This window comes from Rivularia sp. PCC 7116 (assembly GCF_000316665.1).
In the GTDB taxonomy this organism is placed as follows: Bacteria; Cyanobacteriota; Cyanobacteriia; order Cyanobacteriales; family Nostocaceae; genus Rivularia.
The window spans coordinates 5,398,515-5,417,679 of the sequence record NC_019678.1 but is presented as its reverse complement, the minus strand read 5'-3'; the positions used below and the strand labels follow the sequence as shown (position 1 = coordinate 5,417,679).

Annotated in this window: 19 protein-coding genes; 13 read left to right on the top strand and 6 right to left on the bottom strand. The window is 37.9% G+C overall.

The window, feature by feature from the left end:
• Window positions 1-94: 94 nt before the first annotated feature.
• Window positions 95-2,704: a replicative DNA helicase gene (gene dnaB / locus RIV7116_RS20920; RefSeq protein ID WP_015120312.1), complete on the top strand. Its 2,610-nt coding sequence runs from the start codon at window positions 95-97 to the stop codon at window positions 2,702-2,704.
• A gap of 473 nt (window positions 2,705-3,177) precedes the next feature.
• Here the strand turns inward: dnaB and RIV7116_RS20915 are convergent, their stop codons facing one another.
• Window positions 3,178-3,720, bottom strand: coding sequence for an FKBP-type peptidyl-prolyl cis-trans isomerase (locus RIV7116_RS20915; protein WP_015120311.1), 543 nt, complete (start codon window positions 3,718-3,720; stop codon window positions 3,178-3,180).
• 184 nt (window positions 3,721-3,904) lie between these two features.
• Window positions 3,905-4,228, bottom strand: a complete 324-nt coding sequence (locus RIV7116_RS20910; protein WP_015120310.1) for a phasin family protein — start codon at window positions 4,226-4,228, stop codon at window positions 3,905-3,907.
• 136 nt (window positions 4,229-4,364) lie between these two features.
• Between RIV7116_RS20910 and RIV7116_RS20905 the strand changes: the two genes are divergently transcribed.
• From RIV7116_RS20905 to RIV7116_RS35070, 3 genes are all read left to right on the top strand, one after another.
• On the top strand, window positions 4,365-4,676 hold the full coding sequence (locus tag RIV7116_RS20905; RefSeq protein WP_015120309.1) for a TIGR03792 family protein: 312 nt from the start codon (window positions 4,365-4,367) through the stop codon (window positions 4,674-4,676).
• A 77-nt stretch (window positions 4,677-4,753) separates the two neighbouring features.
• The gene (locus tag RIV7116_RS35075; protein ID WP_371261559.1) at window positions 4,754-4,849 is read left to right on the top strand and encodes a type II toxin-antitoxin system HicA family toxin; all 96 of its coding nucleotides are present in this window, start codon (window positions 4,754-4,756) and stop codon (window positions 4,847-4,849) included.
• A gap of 232 nt (window positions 4,850-5,081) precedes the next feature.
• Window positions 5,082-5,252 carry a type II toxin-antitoxin system HicB family antitoxin gene (locus RIV7116_RS35070; RefSeq protein WP_015120308.1) on the top strand — a complete coding sequence of 57 codons (171 nt, stop codon included), beginning with the start codon at window positions 5,082-5,084 and terminating at the stop codon, window positions 5,250-5,252.
• A 29-nt stretch (window positions 5,253-5,281) separates the two neighbouring features.
• On the opposite strand, the gene RIV7116_RS20900 is transcribed toward RIV7116_RS35070, so the two are convergent.
• The gene (locus RIV7116_RS20900) at window positions 5,282-7,168 is read right to left on the bottom strand and encodes a DUF3352 domain-containing protein (protein WP_015120307.1); all 1,887 of its coding nucleotides are present in this window, start codon (window positions 7,166-7,168) and stop codon (window positions 5,282-5,284) included.
• Between the two features lie 561 nt (window positions 7,169-7,729).
• Here RIV7116_RS20900 and RIV7116_RS20895 point away from each other — a divergent pair.
• A complete protein-coding gene (locus tag RIV7116_RS20895; protein ID WP_015120306.1) occupies window positions 7,730-8,020 on the top strand; it encodes a ferredoxin in 291 nt (96 codons plus the stop codon).
• Between the two features lie 166 nt (window positions 8,021-8,186).
• On the opposite strand, the gene RIV7116_RS20890 is transcribed toward RIV7116_RS20895, so the two are convergent.
• Window positions 8,187-9,143 (bottom strand): Gfo/Idh/MocA family protein, encoded by a 957-nt coding sequence (locus RIV7116_RS20890; protein ID WP_015120305.1) that lies wholly within the window; start codon window positions 9,141-9,143, stop codon window positions 8,187-8,189.
• Between the two features lie 620 nt (window positions 9,144-9,763).
• On the opposite strand from RIV7116_RS20890, the gene RIV7116_RS20885 reads away from it, so the two are divergent.
• Entirely contained in the window at window positions 9,764-10,063 is a 300-nt protein-coding gene (locus tag RIV7116_RS20885; protein ID WP_044292121.1) for a ferredoxin, read from the top strand.
• A gap of 251 nt (window positions 10,064-10,314) precedes the next feature.
• Here the strand turns inward: RIV7116_RS20885 and RIV7116_RS20880 are convergent, their stop codons facing one another.
• On the bottom strand, window positions 10,315-11,913 hold the full coding sequence (locus RIV7116_RS20880; RefSeq protein WP_015120303.1) for a SpoIID/LytB domain-containing protein: 1,599 nt from the start codon (window positions 11,911-11,913) through the stop codon (window positions 10,315-10,317).
• Between the two features lie 192 nt (window positions 11,914-12,105).
• Between RIV7116_RS20880 and RIV7116_RS20875 the strand changes: the two genes are divergently transcribed.
• The 3 genes from RIV7116_RS20875 to RIV7116_RS20865 all read left to right on the top strand — a co-directional run bounded on the left by RIV7116_RS20875 (window position 12,106) and on the right by RIV7116_RS20865 (window position 14,622).
• Window positions 12,106-12,369, top strand: coding sequence for a ParB N-terminal domain-containing protein (locus tag RIV7116_RS20875; RefSeq protein ID WP_044291090.1), 264 nt, complete (start codon window positions 12,106-12,108; stop codon window positions 12,367-12,369).
• Between the two features lie 191 nt (window positions 12,370-12,560).
• Window positions 12,561-13,337 carry an SDR family NAD(P)-dependent oxidoreductase gene (locus RIV7116_RS20870; protein WP_015120301.1) on the top strand — a complete coding sequence of 259 codons (777 nt, stop codon included), beginning with the start codon at window positions 12,561-12,563 and terminating at the stop codon, window positions 13,335-13,337.
• A 235-nt stretch (window positions 13,338-13,572) separates the two neighbouring features.
• Complete coding sequence (locus tag RIV7116_RS20865) at window positions 13,573-14,622, top strand: S-adenosylmethionine:tRNA ribosyltransferase-isomerase (protein WP_015120300.1); 1,050 nt, start codon at window positions 13,573-13,575, stop codon at window positions 14,620-14,622.
• 167 nt (window positions 14,623-14,789) lie between these two features.
• Here RIV7116_RS20865 and RIV7116_RS20860 read toward each other — a convergent pair whose 3' ends face one another.
• Window positions 14,790-16,079 carry a CsgG/HfaB family protein gene (locus RIV7116_RS20860; RefSeq protein ID WP_083894081.1) on the bottom strand — a complete coding sequence of 430 codons (1,290 nt, stop codon included), beginning with the start codon at window positions 16,077-16,079 and terminating at the stop codon, window positions 14,790-14,792.
• Window positions 16,080-16,593: 514 nt separating this feature from the next.
• Here RIV7116_RS20860 and RIV7116_RS20855 point away from each other — a divergent pair.
• The 4 genes from RIV7116_RS20855 (at window position 16,594) to RIV7116_RS20840 (ending at window position 19,124) form a co-directional block, all read left to right on the top strand.
• Complete coding sequence (locus RIV7116_RS20855) at window positions 16,594-17,193, top strand: tRNA-(ms[2]io[6]A)-hydroxylase (RefSeq protein WP_044291085.1); 600 nt, start codon at window positions 16,594-16,596, stop codon at window positions 17,191-17,193.
• A gap of 145 nt (window positions 17,194-17,338) precedes the next feature.
• On the top strand, window positions 17,339-17,821 hold the full coding sequence (locus tag RIV7116_RS20850) for a GNAT family N-acetyltransferase (protein WP_015120297.1): 483 nt from the start codon (window positions 17,339-17,341) through the stop codon (window positions 17,819-17,821).
• 86 nt (window positions 17,822-17,907) lie between these two features.
• Window positions 17,908-18,582, top strand: coding sequence for a ComF family protein (locus RIV7116_RS20845; protein WP_015120296.1), 675 nt, complete (start codon window positions 17,908-17,910; stop codon window positions 18,580-18,582).
• Window positions 18,583-18,653: 71 nt separating this feature from the next.
• Window positions 18,654-19,124 carry a PPC domain-containing protein gene (locus tag RIV7116_RS20840; protein ID WP_015120295.1) on the top strand — a complete coding sequence of 157 codons (471 nt, stop codon included), beginning with the start codon at window positions 18,654-18,656 and terminating at the stop codon, window positions 19,122-19,124.
• The last annotated feature ends 41 nt before the right edge of the window (window positions 19,125-19,165 follow it).

Below are 19,165 nucleotides of genomic sequence, written 5' to 3'. Positions count from 1 at the left end.
CGCCGCAGTGTCTCTACATATTATTTGCGGACTATTTGTTCTACAAATTTAATAGTTCACTTGTTCTGTATATTAAAAAATATCTTACGGGTTCATGTCTGAAGAATTAAATTTTCAAGGGAATGCGGAGCGGCTGCCACCACAAAATATAGAGGCAGAAGAAGCCATATTAGGTGGAGTTTTATTAGATCCCGAAGCCATCAGCAGAATTAGCGATATCCTCAAGCCGGAAGCTTTTTATATCAGCGCCCATAAAGATATTTATACGGGGATGTTGCAGCTACAAACTCAAGGAAAACCCACCGATCTACTTTCAGTTCTCAGTTGGCTAAATGACCATGAATTGCTCGAAAAGGTTGGCGGTAGAAATAAACTAGCTTCTTTAGTAGATAGAACTGTTTCAGCTGTAAACATCGATGCCTTAGCAGCCTTAGTAGTAGAAAAGTATCGACGACGGCAGTTAATTAGAGCGGGGAATGAGATAGTTTCATTAGGTTACGAAACTGAAACCGAATTTCGTAGTGTTATCGACAAAGCCGAGCAAAAGGTTTTTGGAATCGCCCAAGCGCGCAATACAAGCGGCTTAGTTCATATATCCAATACTCTGATTAACACCTTCACAGATATTGAAGAACGGCACGAAGGAATAGCATTACCGGGCATTCCATGCGGATTCTACGATCTAGATGCAATGACTAGTGGATTTGGGCGTTCGGACTTAATTATCGTCGCCGGTCGTCCGTCAATGGGAAAATGCTTGCACGAAGATGCCGAATTAGTATTGAGTGATGGCAGTATTTCTACGATTAAGGAAATATATAATAATCAGCAAGCAGAATTGCTAACGCTACAAAAAAACTGGAAATTTGGTTATACGAAGCCAGAGGCATTTATTAATGATGGGATTAAGCCGGTATTTGGCGTAAAAACTCGTTTGGGAAGGTATATTGAGACAACTATTACCCATCCTTACTTAACTATCAACGGATGGCGAAAACTGTCTGAATTGAAAGTAGGCGATAAAATTGCCGTACCTCGGAAGATAGAGGTATTTGGTACGCAGCAAATTCGGGAATGCGAGGTAAAACTATTAGCCTATTTAATCGGTGATGGTTGTTTAACAGATACAACGCCAAAATTCAGCAACAATAACCCTTCAATTGTGCAAGACTTTTCCTTATCTGTTACTGACTTTTCTCCTCAGCTAAAGATTAAAGAGAAAAGACGCTCCAAGCGATCGCCGATTCTTAATGTTGAGACATATGAAGCAAAAGACAATCCTCTGATTCTGTGGCTGCAAGAATTAGAACTATGGGGTAAAAAAGCCGAAGAAAAAACACTTCCTGGCTTTGTTTTTACATTAGAGCGTCAGCAAATAGCTTTATTTCTGAATCGCCTGTTTGCGATTGACGGTTGGGCTAGCGTATTAAAAAGCGGGCAAGTGCAGCTAGGTTGCTACTGCGTTAACGAAAAATTTTCCCGACAGATACAGCATTTACTGCTCAGATTTGGTATTATCGCTACTTTAAAAACTCGGTCGATTAAGTATAAAAGTACAATCAGAACCGCTTGGCAACTCGATATTACCAACGCTCGTGCCATCAAAAACTTTGTATCAGAAATTGGTATTTTTGGTAAACAAGAAATATTGGTCAAGGTAAAAGCAGCATTACTGCAAAAAAGATACCAAACCAATCGCGATCTAATACCCATAGAAGTTTGGAAGCAGTTAGCAGTCGCAAAAGAAGAAGAGACTTGGACTGGTTTAGCCAAACGGGCAGGAATTAAAGGTTATTCAAATATTCATGTTGGTAAACGTGCTTTATCGCGAGAAAGGCTTTTTCAATTAGCAACAGCATTGGAAAATTTGCGATTACAGCAATTAGCAAGTAGCGATATATATTGGGATGAAATTGTTTCTATAGAGCCAATGGGAAACAAACAAGTTTATGATTTGACAATTCCACACACCCATAACTTCGTTGCTAACGACATTTGCGTCCATAACACGGCATTCTGTCTCAATCTAGCTCACAACATCGCATCCTTATATAAACTACCAGTTGCTGTTTTCAGCTTAGAAATGTCAAAAGACCAATTGGTGCAGAGACTATTATCCAGCGAAGCGGAAATTGAAAGTACCTATATAAGAACTGGACGCATCAGTCAAACTCAATGGGAACCCTTGAGTAGAGCAATCAGCATACTATCAGAAATGCCGATTTTTATTGACGACACTCCTAATATTACCGTGACAGAAATGCGTAGTCAGGCAAGACGCTTGCAAGCAGAAGCCGGTACCGATATTGGTTTAGTTATCATTGATTACCTGCAATTAATGGAAGGTGGTGGGGATAACCGCGTACAGGAGCTATCAAAAATTACCAGAAGTATTAAAGGATTAGCAAGAGAATTAGGCGCTCCAGTCATTGCATTATCTCAGTTAAGTAGAGGAGTAGAAGCTAGAACAAACAAACGTCCTATGCTATCAGACTTAAGAGAAAGTGGAAGTATCGAACAAGATGCCGACCTCGTAATGATGCTGTATCGCGATGAATACTATAACACCGACAGTCCTGATAGAGGAATTGCAGAAGTGATAATAGCCAAACATAGAAACGGTCCCACCGGAACTATTAAATTATTATTTGACCCGCAATTTACCAAGTTTAAAAACTTAGCGCAACCAAGTCATTATTCATAATTGGGAATTGGGAGCATATTTAAATCTGACACAAAGCCATTTCAAATTTTTAAAATCCTCCTAAATAAGACATGATTAAACTCTTGGCTAGCAAAGATTTGAGCCTTAATTAAAATATGTTGTTCCCATTCTTTGCGAGGGTTTTTAATACCTTTAACCTTCACCGGGAAAACATTAATGGTTTGAAGCCCCCGGATTCATCCGTGGATGTCAACTACGCGAAGTTGAAGCCCCTAAATTTCATTTATGGGGCATTAATTACGAATTACGTAGCTTGCGTCACCCGGAGGGTGATATTACGAATTACGAATTATGCTCACCATTTGGGACATTAAAATTCAAAAAGCTCGGTTTTCATTGAAGAAACCGAGCTTTTTATATTACTAAAACAAAAAGTCAACAATTACAAAATTAAAAGTAATTTTATAACTCCTAACTTTTAATCATCTATTCCCAATGCCAAATTCCTAATACTAATTAACTCCCAATAATTCCACATCAAAAATCAGAGTTGCATTAGGAGGAATAACACCACCCGCACCGCGAGAGCCATAACCTAACTCAGGGGGGATGATTAATTTACGACGACCGCCAACTTTCATAATGCCAAGTCCTTCATCCCAACCCTTGATTACTTGTCCTTGACCGATTTTAAATTGGAAAGGTTGACCGCGATCGCGAGAGCTATCGAACTTAGTTCCATCTTCTAAAGTACCCGTATAGTGAACGGTTACAGTTTGTCCGGCTTGAGGAGTTTCTCCAGTTCCTTCCTGCAAAACTTCATACTTTAATCCCGAAGGAGTAGTTACAACATTGTCAGACATTTTCTTATCGCTCGCTTTTGTAGTGGTACTATCAGCTACTGTAGTAGACGCTGGTGATTCTTGAATAGTGTTTTGTGAAGCATTACTCTGTGGGGCTTCGGTATTGATTTGAGCGCACCCAAAAAACACAACACAAAGCAGCAAAAAACCTATACGCTTAAAAATTGCCTTCAATTGAGGTATCCTTGCCATCGTCTTATATTCCAAAAATAGGATTACCAATAGAACAAAACTTAGTGTAAATCAGAACAGTAACCAGTGAACAATTATTAAGGTTAAAGGTTAAAGGTCAAAGGTTAAAAGCAATTAAAAATAAATATACAAATGTTTTTTGCACCCTTCTCTCCTTGTCCCCTTATCTCCCCCCATCCTTAAATTACCGCCAAAGCTTGTTCTCTAAGTCGCGTACTTGACGCTCTAAACGGTCAATTCTACCGCGCAACTCATCTACTTCTGACTGACGTGCGACTCCCAAATCTTGTAATATATTTTTCATTTGTCGCTGCATATTTTTGTCCCAATTCCCCTGCTCGGACTTTAGCTCTTCTACCATGTCATCCATAACAGCTTTCGCTTGTTCTGGATCGAGCTTGCCATCTTTAACCAATTGCTCGCTTGCTTCCTTGAGCTTATCTGCCATTACCGAAGTTGTACCGATACCGAGCATTAACAATTGCTGCATCCAATTATTGTTTTCCATACCGCGCTCCTACTAATTCTCCCTTCTTTATTTTCCCAGTTGGCTCTTATTTGTAACAATAAAGTTATGCTGAGAATTAAACTTTAGCAAATATGCTAATTCTATTGTGGCAAAGTAGCACGGGGAATGAAAGCAGGTGGTAATTGAGTTACTTAAGTTTAGAATATCGCCCAAAGACCGAGAAAAATACATCCAAAGAGACGCTGAAATTTGGACAGCAGCCCTGGTTGATTATCCAGGATTTTTAGGAAAAGAACTGTGGATCAACCCAAATGACCCCGAGGAGCTTGTTATGGTAATCCGTTGGGAAACGCGACAACAGTGGAAATCGATTCTGCAAGAAGAGATAGACGCTATTACCGAAAAGTTTGATAAAGACTTGAAATTCACTTACGAGATAGTAGAGTCATCCGAATATCAGGTACGGAAATTTCCCAATAGTAATTAGTTATGAGTTAGAAGTTAGGAGTAATTTTTTAAGCAGAGGAAGATGTGAATCGATGATATGCCTAAAAAATTAGAGAATTGAAAAGTTTGTTACGTAAAGCAGGGTTTTCTTATGAACCGGCAAAGGGGAGTCATACGAAATGGAAGCATCCTAAATTATCTAAGGCTAAGTAAGTCGGCAGAGAAAAACAGAACTATATAACAAAATGTAAACTACGCTTAAACCCTTATTCCCACTGCCGACTGCCGACTGCCTTGCCCTAATTACAATTTTCAACGCCAACCTACTTATTATTATTGCAGGTAAAGATGGCGATGATGCAAAAACGTATTTAGAAAAACAAGTTAATGAATCGCTTGAAGTATTGACAAAATTAGAAGAAGAGGAAGCCGAGTAAACAGAAATATGAAATATACCATAATTTTCCAATGGTCAGATGAAGACCAATGTTATGTAGTTTCACTACCTGAATTTGAAAATGTATTTCAACCTTGTACCCACGGCGATACTTATGAAGAAGCAATAAAAAATGCTCAAGAAGTGTTAGAAATGCTCGTTGAATCAGCTTATTCATAGGTCAGAAGCTTACGAATAAAAACAAAAAACTACTTAATCTTTTTCCTTACAGGCGCTAAAACAATTAAGAAATCAGCTTGTTGGCGATCGACATGAGAAGAAGTTGTCGCACTAACACTATAAACCGAACCTATAGCTTGCTTAAACATATTAAAATATAGATTATTGCTATATTCCTGTGGTACAAAATTATAAATCCAAGACAGCAAAGAACCCATGTTCATGTAGAAGTAACCAGCATTTGGGCTGGGAAAAGAGTTAGTTGCTGTATTAAAGTTATAAGTCTTATCTAGAGCTACATAAGGCTGTGGTACTAAATCTGCGATCGCTCCATATCCTGTTGTCAAAATCAATGTATTGTCATCTACCCAACTGTAAGCAAGCAAACTTTTAGCAGAATCTCCTTCAAACTCCCAACTAGTTACGGCTTGATTTTTGATGTTCTTTTGAACAACTTCTGCTTCTCCTTTGGATACAGATGTAATCAAATTTTCTAACTTATTTAAAGTTGCTTCTGCTGCGCTGCGATTGCTTGTTTGAACGGCTAAACCGATTCCCATTTTTAAGTTAGGATCTACCGCTTGAAAAAATCCGCCCTTGGTAGGATACATAAAAAATGCAAATTCCCCATCCATCCAGCTAATAATATCGCGATCCAAATCCAGCCCGGTATTGCTACGGATAAGCCCGCGTAAAGTTGTTAAACCATTTTTCAATTCTTTCTGAGAGCTTAATAATTTGGCTATAGCTTGCCATCTTTGATTCAGATTATTTCCGTTAACAGCAGAATATGTTGCTGCTGGCATTCGAGATAAAATAGTTTGTGTTTGAATATTGTTAGCAAGTTTATTGGTTTGAAATTCAGGAGCAGGATAAGTATTTAATTGAAAACGAATTCCTTCCTTTTGAACTGTAACGAAAGAACCAATACTTTTATATTGTTTAAGTTGTCTGGAAGAAAGAATATCATCTAAATTAAAATTAGGTAAACCCAAACTAGGGTCTTTTATTATCTCTTTTGCAAAATTAAGATAACCAATTGGATCTTGATACATTGCAAACAGCGGCTTTCCTGCTGGAGATTGTCTAATTGTTTTCTGAAACTGAGAATTTTGTGCTAAAGTTGCAGCTTTCTGTCTGCTAGTATTAATTACTCTTTCAATTGCTTTATTTGAATATCCAATTGCTATATGTTTCGGTAAAATAGCTATAGCTAAACTTCTTTGTGGTTTTAAAGTAGGTTTTTGAAAAATATTTGGTTTAACTTTAACAGCTTTATTTATCGGAGACTTAGGAACGGAAGGTATTGTGTTATCTTTCTCAGGAAAACTTGGGTTTGCTGAATTACCTGTTTTAGTTTCTAAGATAGTAATTCCTTTATATTGCCGCTGATTTAACCCTCCACCAGCTTTGAGTTTGTCTAAAAAATTCTCTAAGCCAGCTTCATCTTTTACGGGCACCAAGGTAACAAAATTTGATTGTACAGTGATTTGAGCAGAACCCATTTTTGGTAAAAATGCGAAAGCAACTTGTTCTCCTAACCAAGGTTCAATGTCCGTTGCATATCCTTGTTTAACTTGTGGTGGAATTAAAAAAGATATTCCATTCCAAACTGATTGAAACAATTGAAATTTTCCGGCTTTTCTCCAAGTTTCTGAAGACGTATCAACCATCGCTACCAGTGGTGCATCTTTTGGTAAAAAACTTGCAAACTTTGTATTTGTAGCTGTTGATTGCAGTCTATTCTTCAAGCTAGCAGGTATTTCATTTTGAGCCAGTCTATTTTTAAATATTTTTTTTTGAGAAAGATTCGACTGCAATTCAATATTATTTGTAACATCTACTGCTTGTGCAAAACTCGAACAGCACAGCAAATTTAATGTTGCTATTGCTCCTACTCTTACTAATGATTTCATAGCGCATTCCTCAATATTACACGTCTTTTTTCTAACATAAAAGAAAAATAAATCACTTAGTAGTATTATGTAATATTTTAGTGAAGCGTCAATGAAGATAAATGCTTAATAATTAAGAACTTATAAATCAAGCAAACGATATGTGTAAAGTAATCGCAAAGCTATCTTTACCGCAAATGTATTTGCATAGTGATAAATACATCTAAGGTGTCGTATTTTGGTAAAAAAGCGATAAAGAATAAATTGTAGGCGATGTTGTTTTAAGCACAACTCATCTGCCTGCTTGATTTTTTAATCTGTATAAATTCTTTAATAGACTCGTTAAGACTCTCCAGGCATTTTATGGATATGAGTCAAAAATATACATAAATGCAACTTATTTATCAGAAAAATTTTTATCTGATTGCTAATAGATAGAAAAATTTGGTAAAACGTCATATTTTCTCGTAATATCACAATTGAAGCAAATTTAACAAAACGGCTATTTCCGGCATCTTGCCGCCGCGAACTTTGCTTGATACATAACTTATACAACCGTTTGCAAAAAGAGAGGATTACAAAATGGCAACTTACACAGTGACACTCGTTACCCCTGATGGCGAACAAACTATCGAATGTCCTGATGATGAGATCATGTTAGACGTAGCTGAAGATCAAGGTTTGGATTTGCCTTACTCTTGTCGTGCTGGTGCTTGCTCCACCTGTGCTGGTAAGCTTGTATCTGGTACCGTTAACCAAGATGACCAATCTTTCTTAGATGACGACCAGATAGAAGAAGGATGGGTATTGACTTGCGTAGCTATACCAACTTCTGACTGCAAAATCGAAACTCATCAAGAAGAGAATATGTAATCAAAACGAAGACTGCTCGCAACAAGAATTCACGAGTTGACTTTGTACTCTTCGTACTGATTTAAACGCAGCACTGTATTAGGAATCTATTATCCCGATACAGTGCTGAGTTTTCCCACCAGGAGATGGCGAGGATAGATAATAGCTCCTACCCTTTTGACTTTTCTTAAAGCGCAGTAGTAATTCCAGTCGCAGCCGATTGTCTGGCAGCATCAGCAACTTTGAGAGCATACAAACTTTCCTCCGGAGTTACATACAAAGGAGTTCCATCGAAAAGATAATCTAAAACCATAGCCGTATCTTGAGCAAATAAACCGCGACGACTACCAACTTCTATCGGCGTTGTTTCTTGTGAATTAATAAAAACACCTTGAGAGCCATTGAAAATCAATGCCCCATTTTCACCGTGTACTTCAAATTTTCGTTCTGCTTCCCACATCGTTTCACCTTTAGCGTATACAACTTCAGCTAAAAGCCCGCTAGTAAAGTTCAGTTGAGTAGTGCAAAAACAAGATTGGTAAAATTCAACTTCCGTTGCCCAAAATCGATTGTGGCAGTTAACACTCATCACTTCACCGAATAAATTTGTTAGTCGATGCAACCTTGAAAGCGCAGCCATCAGAGGGAAACCAAACAAATCATGACTGTAAGTCCACTTGCGGGGTGCTGGATTTTCGGGCTTTATAGTGCTGTATCGCACATAAAAAACTTTGCTAACTTTATCTAAATGCTGCTTTAAAGCTTGATGCAAGCCACCCAAAAGTTCGATATGCTCGACATGCAGTAGTTTATTTTTAGACTTTGCTAAATTTATCAATTCTGATGCTTCTACTAAGTCTAAGCTCATAGGATATTCCACAACAACATGTTTATTGGCTTCCAAGGCTGCACGCACTACAGCAGCATGTTCGCTATTAACATTACTAACTATTAGCAATTCGATATCTTCTTCTAGCAATTGCTGTGGAGACTCTAATGCCCTTAACTGAAAATCCCGAGCAAAAGCTTCTGTTTTTGAAGATTTATTACCTACCACCGCAATTAAATCAGTTCTTCGATCTTTTAAGAGCGTCTGCGCCCTTAATTTTGCTGCATAGCCAGTACCAACCAAGCCTACCCGCACTTTCAAAATCCTCTACAGGTCAAACCGTTACAGGATTATATATTATTACTAAGCTATTTACGCAACTGACACATTTTTATTGTGGGGTGGTTGTACACTGACTAATTCTGCACGCAATAATCAGGCAATGAGTGTACGGCACCATCTGAGTCTTGTGAAAATTGCGTAAGTCCCGTTATATATTTATTTGGCATTGATTAGTAGCTACAACTCTTGTCCCTTATTCCTTACTGTTGTGCATTAAAAATACACAACAGCTTATTGATCTATCACACAATTATCCTTCTTCTTAAGCAAAATAACTAAATCTTCTATATATACCATTAATTTAAATAATCCTCACGATAAGTGATTTACAAAATAACAAAAATTTTTCATTAATATAATTTTTTTAAATAGTCGAGGAAAAACTAGCGATTATAGATAAGTTTAGCTTATCTATATGGACTGTCCTTATTTCTTTACTAATCGGGACGAAAAACTAGTAACAAAGTCCGATTTATCTCGTAGTATCAGAATTGAAGCAAATTTAAAAAAACGGCTATTCCCTAAGGAGCAGCCGCATGGTTTGCTTTAGGATAGCTTATACTGCCGTTTGCAAAAAAGAGAGGATTTACAAAATGGCAACATACAAAGTAACACTCGTCAGCGAATCCGAAGGTTTAAACCAAACCATCGAATGTGAAGACGATACTTATATTTTAGACGCAGCTGAAGAAGCTGGTTTGGACTTACCTTATTCTTGCCGCGCTGGTGCTTGTTCCACCTGTGCAGGCAAGATTACCGCAGGTTCCGTAGACCAATCCGACCAGTCCTTCTTGGATGATGACCAGATGGAAGGTGGATATGTATTGACTTGTGTAGCTTATCCAACTTCCGACTGTACCATCGAAACCCACAAAGAAGAAGAACTTTACTAAAAATAAAGACAACTCGTAACACAAATGTAAGAGTTAGCCTTATACTTAAGTACTTCTTTGAAAGCAGCACTGTATCGGGAAAATGTTCCCCTTTCAGTAGCTGCCTTTTTATTAAAAAGAGGTAATTGGGTATTGGTAATTGGTAATTGGTAATTGAGAAATTTAAAATAACTTTTCCCATCGCTCCATCACCTCATCATCATTTTTAACTCCCCACTCCTAACTCTTACCAATGCCCCATTACCTATTAATTATTTCCCAACCCTTACCGCATTACTGAGCATCTGAACCTGAGTACCAGGATAGTAAAATTTAAGAATATCTACATTTTTCCAACCTAGATTGGCTAGATTCATAGCGCCAATTTGACTCAAGCCAACTCCATGCCCCAATCCACCGCCAACGAATTGATATCCCCAAAGTCCGGGTTTGCCTTTGTTGAGTGCTTTTAAGTAAAATAAAGTGCTTCTAGGCGCAAAGAAAGCGCTGCGGACTTCATCTTTATATAAATGAAAAGTACCGATATCTGTTTTTACAGCTAGCTTCAGAATTCTCCCGCCTTTACTACGCTCCACTACTTGAATATCTTTGACAGTTTTAAATTTGGCAAAAGGACTGTTTTTAACTTTTAAAAATTTCTGCAATCCCTTTGTAATATTTTCGATACTACTTTCTCGACTCCAACGGAACCATTTTTGCTCGCTTTCATTAAATCCTTTATTCAAACTCATAAACAAACGAAAATTCTTTTCATCCGCCAAGCTTCGTTGAGACAAATTCCAAACATCCTTCGATGTATCTACCACTGGCTTTAGATAAGGACGATTTTCCCCATTCCAAACGCTGGTAAAAGAAGCGGTTACGCCACCAGTAGTCGAAGAATAGAGCGCATCTACTAACTCGTTGTTATAAGTTAGAACCATACCCCTAGTCGCAGCGATCGCCTTATCTGTTTTTTCGGTTGCTCCCTTGAGTCCGTAATAAACTTGGCAGTGAGTATCGGCACATAACTGATAGTTATCAACCTCAAATCTACGTAAGTTTCTCAAGGCATAGGTACGAGCAATAACTGTCTGCGCTTCCATCGCTGCTTTGGGAGCCTTGGCACCAATTTCATAAGGTACTACTCCCCGTAAATAAGTTTCTAATGGTACATTATTGACCAAAGAATAGGTACCGTAAGCATTTGGCTGTAATTGCAGCCTTCCAGCATAAAGACGCTTAGAATTGGATTCTCCACTTTTATTGTTTACTTTAATTAAATTTTGATCGCTACTTATTTTCAAGTAATTTCGATTGTAGCGATATCCGTTCACCACCCAGCTTGCTTGGGGTACTCTGCGTAAAACTTTACTATCGACATATGCTGTTTTTTGACCAGACTCTTTGACGCTTTTCAATAGCAAGCGTCGCAATAACGGAGTATTATAAACTTCTCTTTTTGCCCATACCTGCCAACGTTCGGGTTGAGCAATTTCTACTTCTATCCCTTTCTTACGCCACATTTCAGCACTGTCTTCAGCAGTTTCAAAAGTGCGAAAGGTTCCTAAAACCAACCGCTCATCAAGAACCGGTTGCGTTAAAGGCTGCATGGCAGTCTGTATCTTAACAGGCTTGTTAGTTACAAGTGTTTGCTGCCTTTTATCATCAGTAAAAGTTAATTTTAATTTATCACCTTTGGTGGGTTCCAATATCAACTCATCATCGGGGTTCGACGCGAATCGCTGCACAATCCCAATTTTTAGTTCAACGTCAGAAACCTTCGTCGCAGGAACCGATGCTCCTGTAAGTCCTAATAGACACGATGTTGTCAGTACGGTACAAGATAAACGTTCTAAGGAAATTTTCATAGAAATTCAAAATTAAGGGTGCCCGCCCGTGCTATTGGAAGTTACTTTAAAAACACACGCAGCTTAATACTATTAGTGTATAAAATGCCTAATGATACCATTAGCAATTTTTTAACAAATCGTCGAGTTGCAACTTAAAGTCATAACGACTATGATTAAGTTCAGGTGATAGAAGCAGCATAGCTCAAGACGATTATGAAAGTTGAAGAAATCCCGTTAAATCAGATTGTAAGACCACTTCCCCGTCAAAACGACGCAGAGAAAGTAAAAGCCTTAATGAAGTCAATAGCGGAAATTGGTCAGCAAGAGCCAGTAGACTTATTAGAAGTAGATGGGCGGTATTACGGTTTTTCCGGTTGCCATCGTTTCGAGGCTTGTCAACGTTTGGGTAAAGAAACCATAAAAGCGAGAGTGCGTAAAGCGCCAAGAAGTGTTTTGAAAATGCATTTAGCGTAGTTATTTAATTAATCTAGAGACGTTATATATAACGTCTCCCTACAGTAAACAGAGAAAACGAACCAGTGAAAACTAAAAGATTGGTTCGTACAGTAGAGCTTTAATCGAAACAAATGTAGAAATTAAAAGTTTTTTAATTATTGGTGCAACTAACAACTAACAATCAACCACTATCTAATTTGGAATTAATCATGAAAAAAACAAACAGATTGCAAGGAAAATATATCTTAATTACGGGTGCTTCCCAGGGTTTAGGAAGGCAATTGACAATTGATTTTGCGCGTCAAGGAAGTGCGGGAATTGCAATTCTAGCGCGTGATGCAGAAGCGCTAAAAGAATTGAGTAAAAAAATTAATGAAACCGCACCTGAAACTAAAATTTTGGCTATCGGTGCCGACTTAACCAAACAGGAAGATATCGAACGTGCAGTAGCTACAACATTGAGCGAATTCAACGGCAAGTTAGACGTATTAGTCAACAATGCATCAACAATTGGACTTTCGCCAATGCCATACCTGCTTGACTATCCTTTAGAAGATTTTCGTAACGTTATTAACACCAACTTAATTGCACCATTTTTGTTAATTAAGAAAGCATTGCCAGCAATGATTGAAAACGGTGGTTCTATCATTAACGTTACCAGCGACGCAGGAGTTACAGGGTATCCCGGTTGGGGTGCTTATGGTATCTCCAAATTCGGAATTGAAGGGATGTCGCAGACGTGGGCAGCAGAGTTAGAAGACAGTGGAGTTCGCGTTAATTGGGTAGATCCTGGAGACATGAATACTGCCATGCACCGAGCAGCAGAGCCTGAAGAAAATCCCGAGCAGTGGGCGAATCCCGCCGAAGTGACAGAAGTATTTATATATCTAGCTTCTGAAGAGTCGCGTCAAATCAACGGACAGAGATTTCAAGCCCAAGAAGAAAACTGGGGACGAGAAACAAGAGAATTAACAGTAGTTAATTAATCTAGAAAACGTTATATACCAAGCCTCCTTTAATTTTGCGAAAAGACGAGACATTCACCGTAGGTGCGGTTCATTAAAATTAATCAAACAGATTAATAGTCGATTGGATTAATTTTGACTGGCTAATTTTTCTAGAAACGACTATAAAACGTAGTACTGCGCCCCGTCTCTATATTGCATAATGCCATCAAAACTGTAATCAAATACACGATTCATTGAAAATAGTTGAGATATTATGTCAACACCCTTTACTTTTTTACTTCCGGCGGAACTCTCCGCCAAAGAGCCACCAGAGCGGAGGGGAATAGCCCGCGATGGAGTGCGGTTGATGACTATCAATCGTAATTCTGGCGAGGTTGATCACTCCCGTTTTAACGGCATCAGTGAATTTCTGCGCCCTGGTGATTTATTAATCTTCAATACTAGTCGTACCCTTCCAGCTTCTCTTCAAGGTTGCGATTGCACTCTTGATAAATATCTTGAAATCCGCTTAGCGCAGCATCTTCCCGATGATTCCTGGCTGGCTTTACTGATGTGTCAGCAGGGTAATCCTTTTGCTTGCGGTTTGCAAGAAGGGATGAATTTAGATTTTGGAGAAGGTTTAACTGCAAAGGTAGAAAATCAAGATATTCATATTCCTCGTTTGTGGAAAATTAGTTTTTCCTTAGCGGGTACTCAATTAATGGATTCTATTTATCGTTTGGGGAATCCGATTCGTTATGAATATGTATCTAAACCTTGGGATTTAGACTACTATCAAACCGTTTACGCTAAGGAACCGGGTTCGGCAGAAATGCCATCAGCGGGAAGGGCTTTTACTTGGAAGCTATTATTCGACTTGAAAAGGAAAGGTATCGAGACAGCACAAATCGTTTTACATACAGGATTATCTTCCTATATGGATGACGAACTAGACGCTCTCCATCCAGCTTCCGAAGAAGAGTATTTTATTAGCGAAACAGCAGCGAAGAAAATTAATCGAGTTCGTCAAGAAGGAGGAAGAATAATAGCTGTCGGAACTACCGTAGTCAGAGCCTTAGAATCAGCCGTAGATATTGAAGGTTTAATTAAACCGCAACATAGTTATACCAGGTTGCATATATCAGCAGAACATCAATTAAAGATAGTAGATGGATTGCTGACGGGAATGCACGAACCAGAAGCCAGCCACTTAGACTTATTGACGGCATTTCTAAGTGCAGAGCAAATTCAGGTTGCTTACGAAGATGCAGTACAACGCGGTTATCTGTGGCATGAATTTGGCGATCTGAATTTAATTTTGTAACCTGATTTGATGTAGAGACGTAGCACTGCTACGTCTCTAAATTTGGTATCGCTTTTGGACTTAATTTTTAACGAATCAGCAGAGTTTATTAAAGCAACTTAGTGATAAAGTGCAAAATAATTATCTATAATAAACTGATTAATTCTGAATATTTAAGCAAGTATATATTATTCACTCTTGACATTGTTAATATTAGAATCAACATTATTAAATTCAACAGATTTAGTAGAAGGTAATACCTTTTTAACTGAAGAAGCCGAATCATTCTTATTCGACGAATCGGAACAATTACGATTAGTTAACTTGGCTATATCTTTTACCCTAAAAAATTTACCAAATTCGGAATAACCACTTCCGACACTAGACTGTGCATCAACCTCAGAAAGCGTAATTTCACCAACTTTTTCAGTTTTAAAACGAAGTATACGTCCGGTGGCTGGATCTTTTACTGGTTGAGGAGAACGTTCGATAGAAAAAGTCATACCCTGACAGTAACCGTGCAAAGTACCTTTGTTTAAAATAACCTGATTTCTGTTATATTTATCAACATCAGCAATTAAAGTAGGCTTTCTTACTAAACAAGCTAATTCACCAGAACGAGTATTTAATTGGTTAGAGATTTGTTTAATTGAATCTTCAACTGCTAGAGCTAGTAGTTTTTGAATAATATTATTATTGCTAGAAGAGACAATAGTTTGTGGCTCATCATTACTATTCAGGGTGAATTCGATGGTAGAGCCTCTTGTTTTAGAATTCCAGAGATTACTATTTATGTCTAAATCTCTATCAATTTTATTAAGGATGCTGACATTAATACTGGGTACAGTAATATTAGTATATGTCTTACTACCACGACCTTTACCTTCAGTTGGTATTACAACGTCACCTGTATTAGTATCGACTACCGAAAAATTTAAATTTACTCGAACTTCATTATCATTTTTAGTATTTCCAAATCCTAAAAAACTTTGTCCTCGTTCTCCATTAACCTGAAAGTAATTGATAGTACCAATTAGTACTGCTTCAACTCCATATTTTTGACGTAGATTTCGTAATTCCTCTACTTTTATAGGCTTTTGAGATGTGGGGAAATTTCCACCCCTTTGAGGTGGAGAACTTTTAGGACTTATTTGACTCCAATTAACTATTCTAAAATTATTTTCTTTAGCTAGCTCGTTTGCTAGTATCTTGCCAACTCCTTTAAATACATGTTTTTCTTCAGCAAATTGGTTTGATATGCTAGTGGGACTAATAATATCAATATCAAATACGGCAATTCTTACCTTTCTTTCCGCTCCTTCATTTAGATGGAATAAAGATTTGTGTTGCTGACAAAAAGTTAACGTTTTGATATTTTCAGCATTAACCGGTTTAATATGACCAATTCCAAAGCTTAAAGAAAATAATGGGGCAATAATAGCTGAAGTCATGCGACGAACAAAAGTGTAATTCATCATTCCCCCTTAAACATTGAATTCTGGGCAAATAGAAAATTTGGTCGTCTAAACTCCAAATCAAAGCGCATTTCTGAATCAACTAATCCTTACTAAATATTTCCTATAAATCTTTCGTATGAATAATTTGAGTCACAAAACAATCTTTTTTCTAGAAATAACTTCTCCAGCATCAAAGGCTCAAATATTGCCACATAAGCTTGATTTTGCGACTATTTAGTTCTATTTAACTATCTGTAATAAACTAAATAATTACGAATAATTTCGTAAATGTAAGTAATAAGAGGTACATAGGCTTAATTAATATAGAAAATTTATAATGTAAATGTAATTTAGCAAACATTAAATAGATGAAATCTCATCTTGGATCGCAAAATACTCGAACTTGATTTCTTTGCAGCGAACAAATAAAGACGAAAATTTCAGCTTTGACTAAAACCTCAATAATTATCTTTGTTGCGAAATCCCTATAAAATAGAAAGCTGTATATTACTTTATAATTTTTCCAATTATTAGCGTGCTAACGAACGTGCTACCAACAATCAATATCCTCAAGCAACCTACCTTACCAGCTTGGGTAGATTTAGCAATATCGAACTTAGACGAAATATTACTCGATCATTCTCAATGCGAGCGTAAAGCAGCATCAGCAGCAATAGCCTTTATGTTTCGCTACCCTTCAAATGCCAAAATGGTCAAGGAATTAACTAAAATTGCCAAAGAAGAATTAGAACATTTCGAGCAAGTGAATCAGTGGTTAGACAAACGAGGTATTGCTTTACGCCCAGTTACGCCTCCCCCTTATGGTGCAAAACTAAAAGCTCAAATACGTCCCACCGAACCCAATCGATTTTTAGATTCTCTACTTGTTAGTGCTTTAATAGAAGCTCGCAGTCACGAGCGCTTAGGATTATTAGCTCAACATTGTCCCGAGCCAGACTTAGCCAAATTTTACCAAGGTTTAATGGCATCGGAAGCACGGCATTATGGTATTTACTGGGTGCTTGCAGATACTTACTATGACCGTGAAATTGTCATGCAAAGGTTGGATGAATTATCCATTGCAGAAAGTGAAATACTTGCAACCCTTTACTATGAGCCAAGGATTCATAGTTAACAGTTTGGGCATTAGGGATAGGGCATGGCGCATTGGGAAGATTGTGAAAACGGGAATGAGACACTACTTTCGATTCGCTCAAAACTCCTAACTTCTAACTCTTAACTGTTCACTGTTCACTGTTCACTGCTCACTGCTCACTGAAATGATAAGTCTTTATTTTCGAGATTTTTTAATTCGTCAATGGAAGCCAAGCGATCGCGATTCTGCTGCTGAGGTAATTCGTTGTGTATTATCGGAATACAGTTTGGGCTGGGAAGCGGATGGTGCAGATCGAGATGTCTTGGAAGTTGAAGATTTTTACTTAAATAACGGTGGAGAATTTTGGGTAATAGAATACCTTGGTGAAATTGTAGGCACGGGGGCTTACTATCCCATCAAGCGCGGCGAAAATTCTGTAGAGATACGCAAAATGTATTTATTGCCCAAAGCCAGAGGTTATGGATTGGGGAAATTTCTGTTACAACAGTTGGAAGCAGCAATTACCTGTTGTGGTTTCAAACAAATTTGGATTGAAACCGCCAGTGTCTTGAGTGAAGCCGTCAAGCTTTATGAAAACAACGGTTACAAAGCTGCAACAGGTGTAGAAACAGAACGCTGCGATCGCGTTTACTTTAAAGAGTTATGAGTTAGGAGTTAATAATTACCAATTACCTTCTCCTTATCTTCCCATGCCCAATGCCCAATCCGCCATGCCCCAATTTCTCTATATAAATGCAAATTTGGAAAAGCTTTCTTAATCTTTTTTTACAATCAAATTGTCCTTTATGTAAGCGCCCTGCTTCGCAAGAATTTTGTGAATATTGCGAAAAACAGTTACAAAAGTGTCGTTTAACCAGCCCGAATCAACGTAAAGACAATTCTTTACCAATAATTGCTTGGGGAGCCTATGGGGGAGCTATCAAACGGGCAATAACGACAATGAAATATGACAATCATCCAGAAATTGCTCGCCCCCTAGGTGAATGGTTGGGAGAAGCATGGCTGCAAGAATACGGAAATGAAAATTCTTTCATAGTAGTTCCGATTCCGATGCACCCGGATAAACAAGAAAAACGAGGTTTCAACCAAGCGGCACTAATTGCGAAAAGCTTTTGTCAGACAACTGGGTTAAAATTAAAACTAAACGGATTAAAAAGGATAAAAGAAACTGAAGCACTATTTGGACTATCAGCAACGGAGCGAAAACAAAACTTAAATCAAGCCTTTGATATCGGAAAAGATTTTCGCCAACTTCCAAATGTTCCGGTAATTTTAGTTGACGATATTTACACAACGGGTGCAACCGTAAAATCTGCTATAGAAACTTTAAACAAATATAAAATTATTGTTTCAGGAGTTGCAGCTGTCGCTGTTCCTTCAAAAGGAAACTATAAAAATAATTCATAGGCAAGTTTGCCTAATAAAAATTATAATTAACCAACATTAAGATTCTTTTTACAGGAAAACTACATACAATCATGAGTAAGTCTAAAGCTCTGGGTTTAGGACAATTTGGATTGGTTCCTGCTACATTGCTGGTACTTGGTATAAGTACAACAACAGCTTTTGCTCAAACAAATAAGCAAGCAAATAAATTTTATAATCCCATACCTTTACCCGCCACTTACGAAATTTCCGACGCGCTCTCCGATAAAGATATCCCAACGGGACAAGGCGGCTTCGCTCGCGATTATATGGTGAAGCTAGCCAAAGGTGATAACTTAGCTATTGACCTCTCCTCAGATAGCTTTGATAGTATTATCACCCTGCTTGCTCCCGACGGTTCGACAATTGCAGAAAATGATGATGGCCCCGACGGTAGCAGTAATTCCTTACTCTTCACCCGCGTAACAAAAGCTGGAACTTATATTGTTCGCGTTCGCTCCTTCGGGGAAACTGGAATCGGCAGCTTTAAATTGAAAGTAACTCGATTGAAGCCGGTTAAGTAGTTAGGAGTTAGGAGTTAGGAGTTAGGAGTTAGGAATTGAGA

Bases quoted from the DNA above. Each gene is read 5' to 3' on its own strand.
- dnaB (WP_015120312.1), top strand. From the start codon at position 95: ATGTCTGAAGAATTAAATTTTCAAGGGAATGCGGAGCGGCTGCCACCA.
- RIV7116_RS20915 (WP_015120311.1), bottom strand. From the start codon at position 3,720: ATGGCAAGGATACCTCAATTGAAGGCAATTTTTAAGCGTATAGGTTTT.
- RIV7116_RS20910 (WP_015120310.1), bottom strand. From the start codon at position 4,228: ATGGAAAACAATAATTGGATGCAGCAATTGTTAATGCTCGGTATCGGT.
- RIV7116_RS35070 (WP_015120308.1), top strand. From the start codon at position 5,082: ATGAAATATACCATAATTTTCCAATGGTCAGATGAAGACCAATGTTAT.
- RIV7116_RS20900 (WP_015120307.1), bottom strand. From the start codon at position 7,168: ATGAAATCATTAGTAAGAGTAGGAGCAATAGCAACATTAAATTTGCTG.
- RIV7116_RS20895 (WP_015120306.1), top strand. From the start codon at position 7,730: ATGGCAACTTACACAGTGACACTCGTTACCCCTGATGGCGAACAAACT.
- RIV7116_RS20885 (WP_044292121.1), top strand. From the start codon at position 9,764: ATGGCAACATACAAAGTAACACTCGTCAGCGAATCCGAAGGTTTAAAC.
- RIV7116_RS20880 (WP_015120303.1), bottom strand. From the start codon at position 11,913: ATGAAAATTTCCTTAGAACGTTTATCTTGTACCGTACTGACAACATCG.
- RIV7116_RS20870 (WP_015120301.1), top strand. From the start codon at position 12,561: ATGAAAAAAACAAACAGATTGCAAGGAAAATATATCTTAATTACGGGT.
- RIV7116_RS20865 (WP_015120300.1), top strand. From the start codon at position 13,573: ATGTCAACACCCTTTACTTTTTTACTTCCGGCGGAACTCTCCGCCAAA.
- RIV7116_RS20860 (WP_083894081.1), bottom strand. From the start codon at position 16,079: ATGATGAATTACACTTTTGTTCGTCGCATGACTTCAGCTATTATTGCC.
- RIV7116_RS20850 (WP_015120297.1), top strand. From the start codon at position 17,339: ATGATAAGTCTTTATTTTCGAGATTTTTTAATTCGTCAATGGAAGCCA.
- RIV7116_RS20845 (WP_015120296.1), top strand. From the start codon at position 17,908: ATGCAAATTTGGAAAAGCTTTCTTAATCTTTTTTTACAATCAAATTGT.
- RIV7116_RS20840 (WP_015120295.1), top strand. From the start codon at position 18,654: ATGAGTAAGTCTAAAGCTCTGGGTTTAGGACAATTTGGATTGGTTCCT.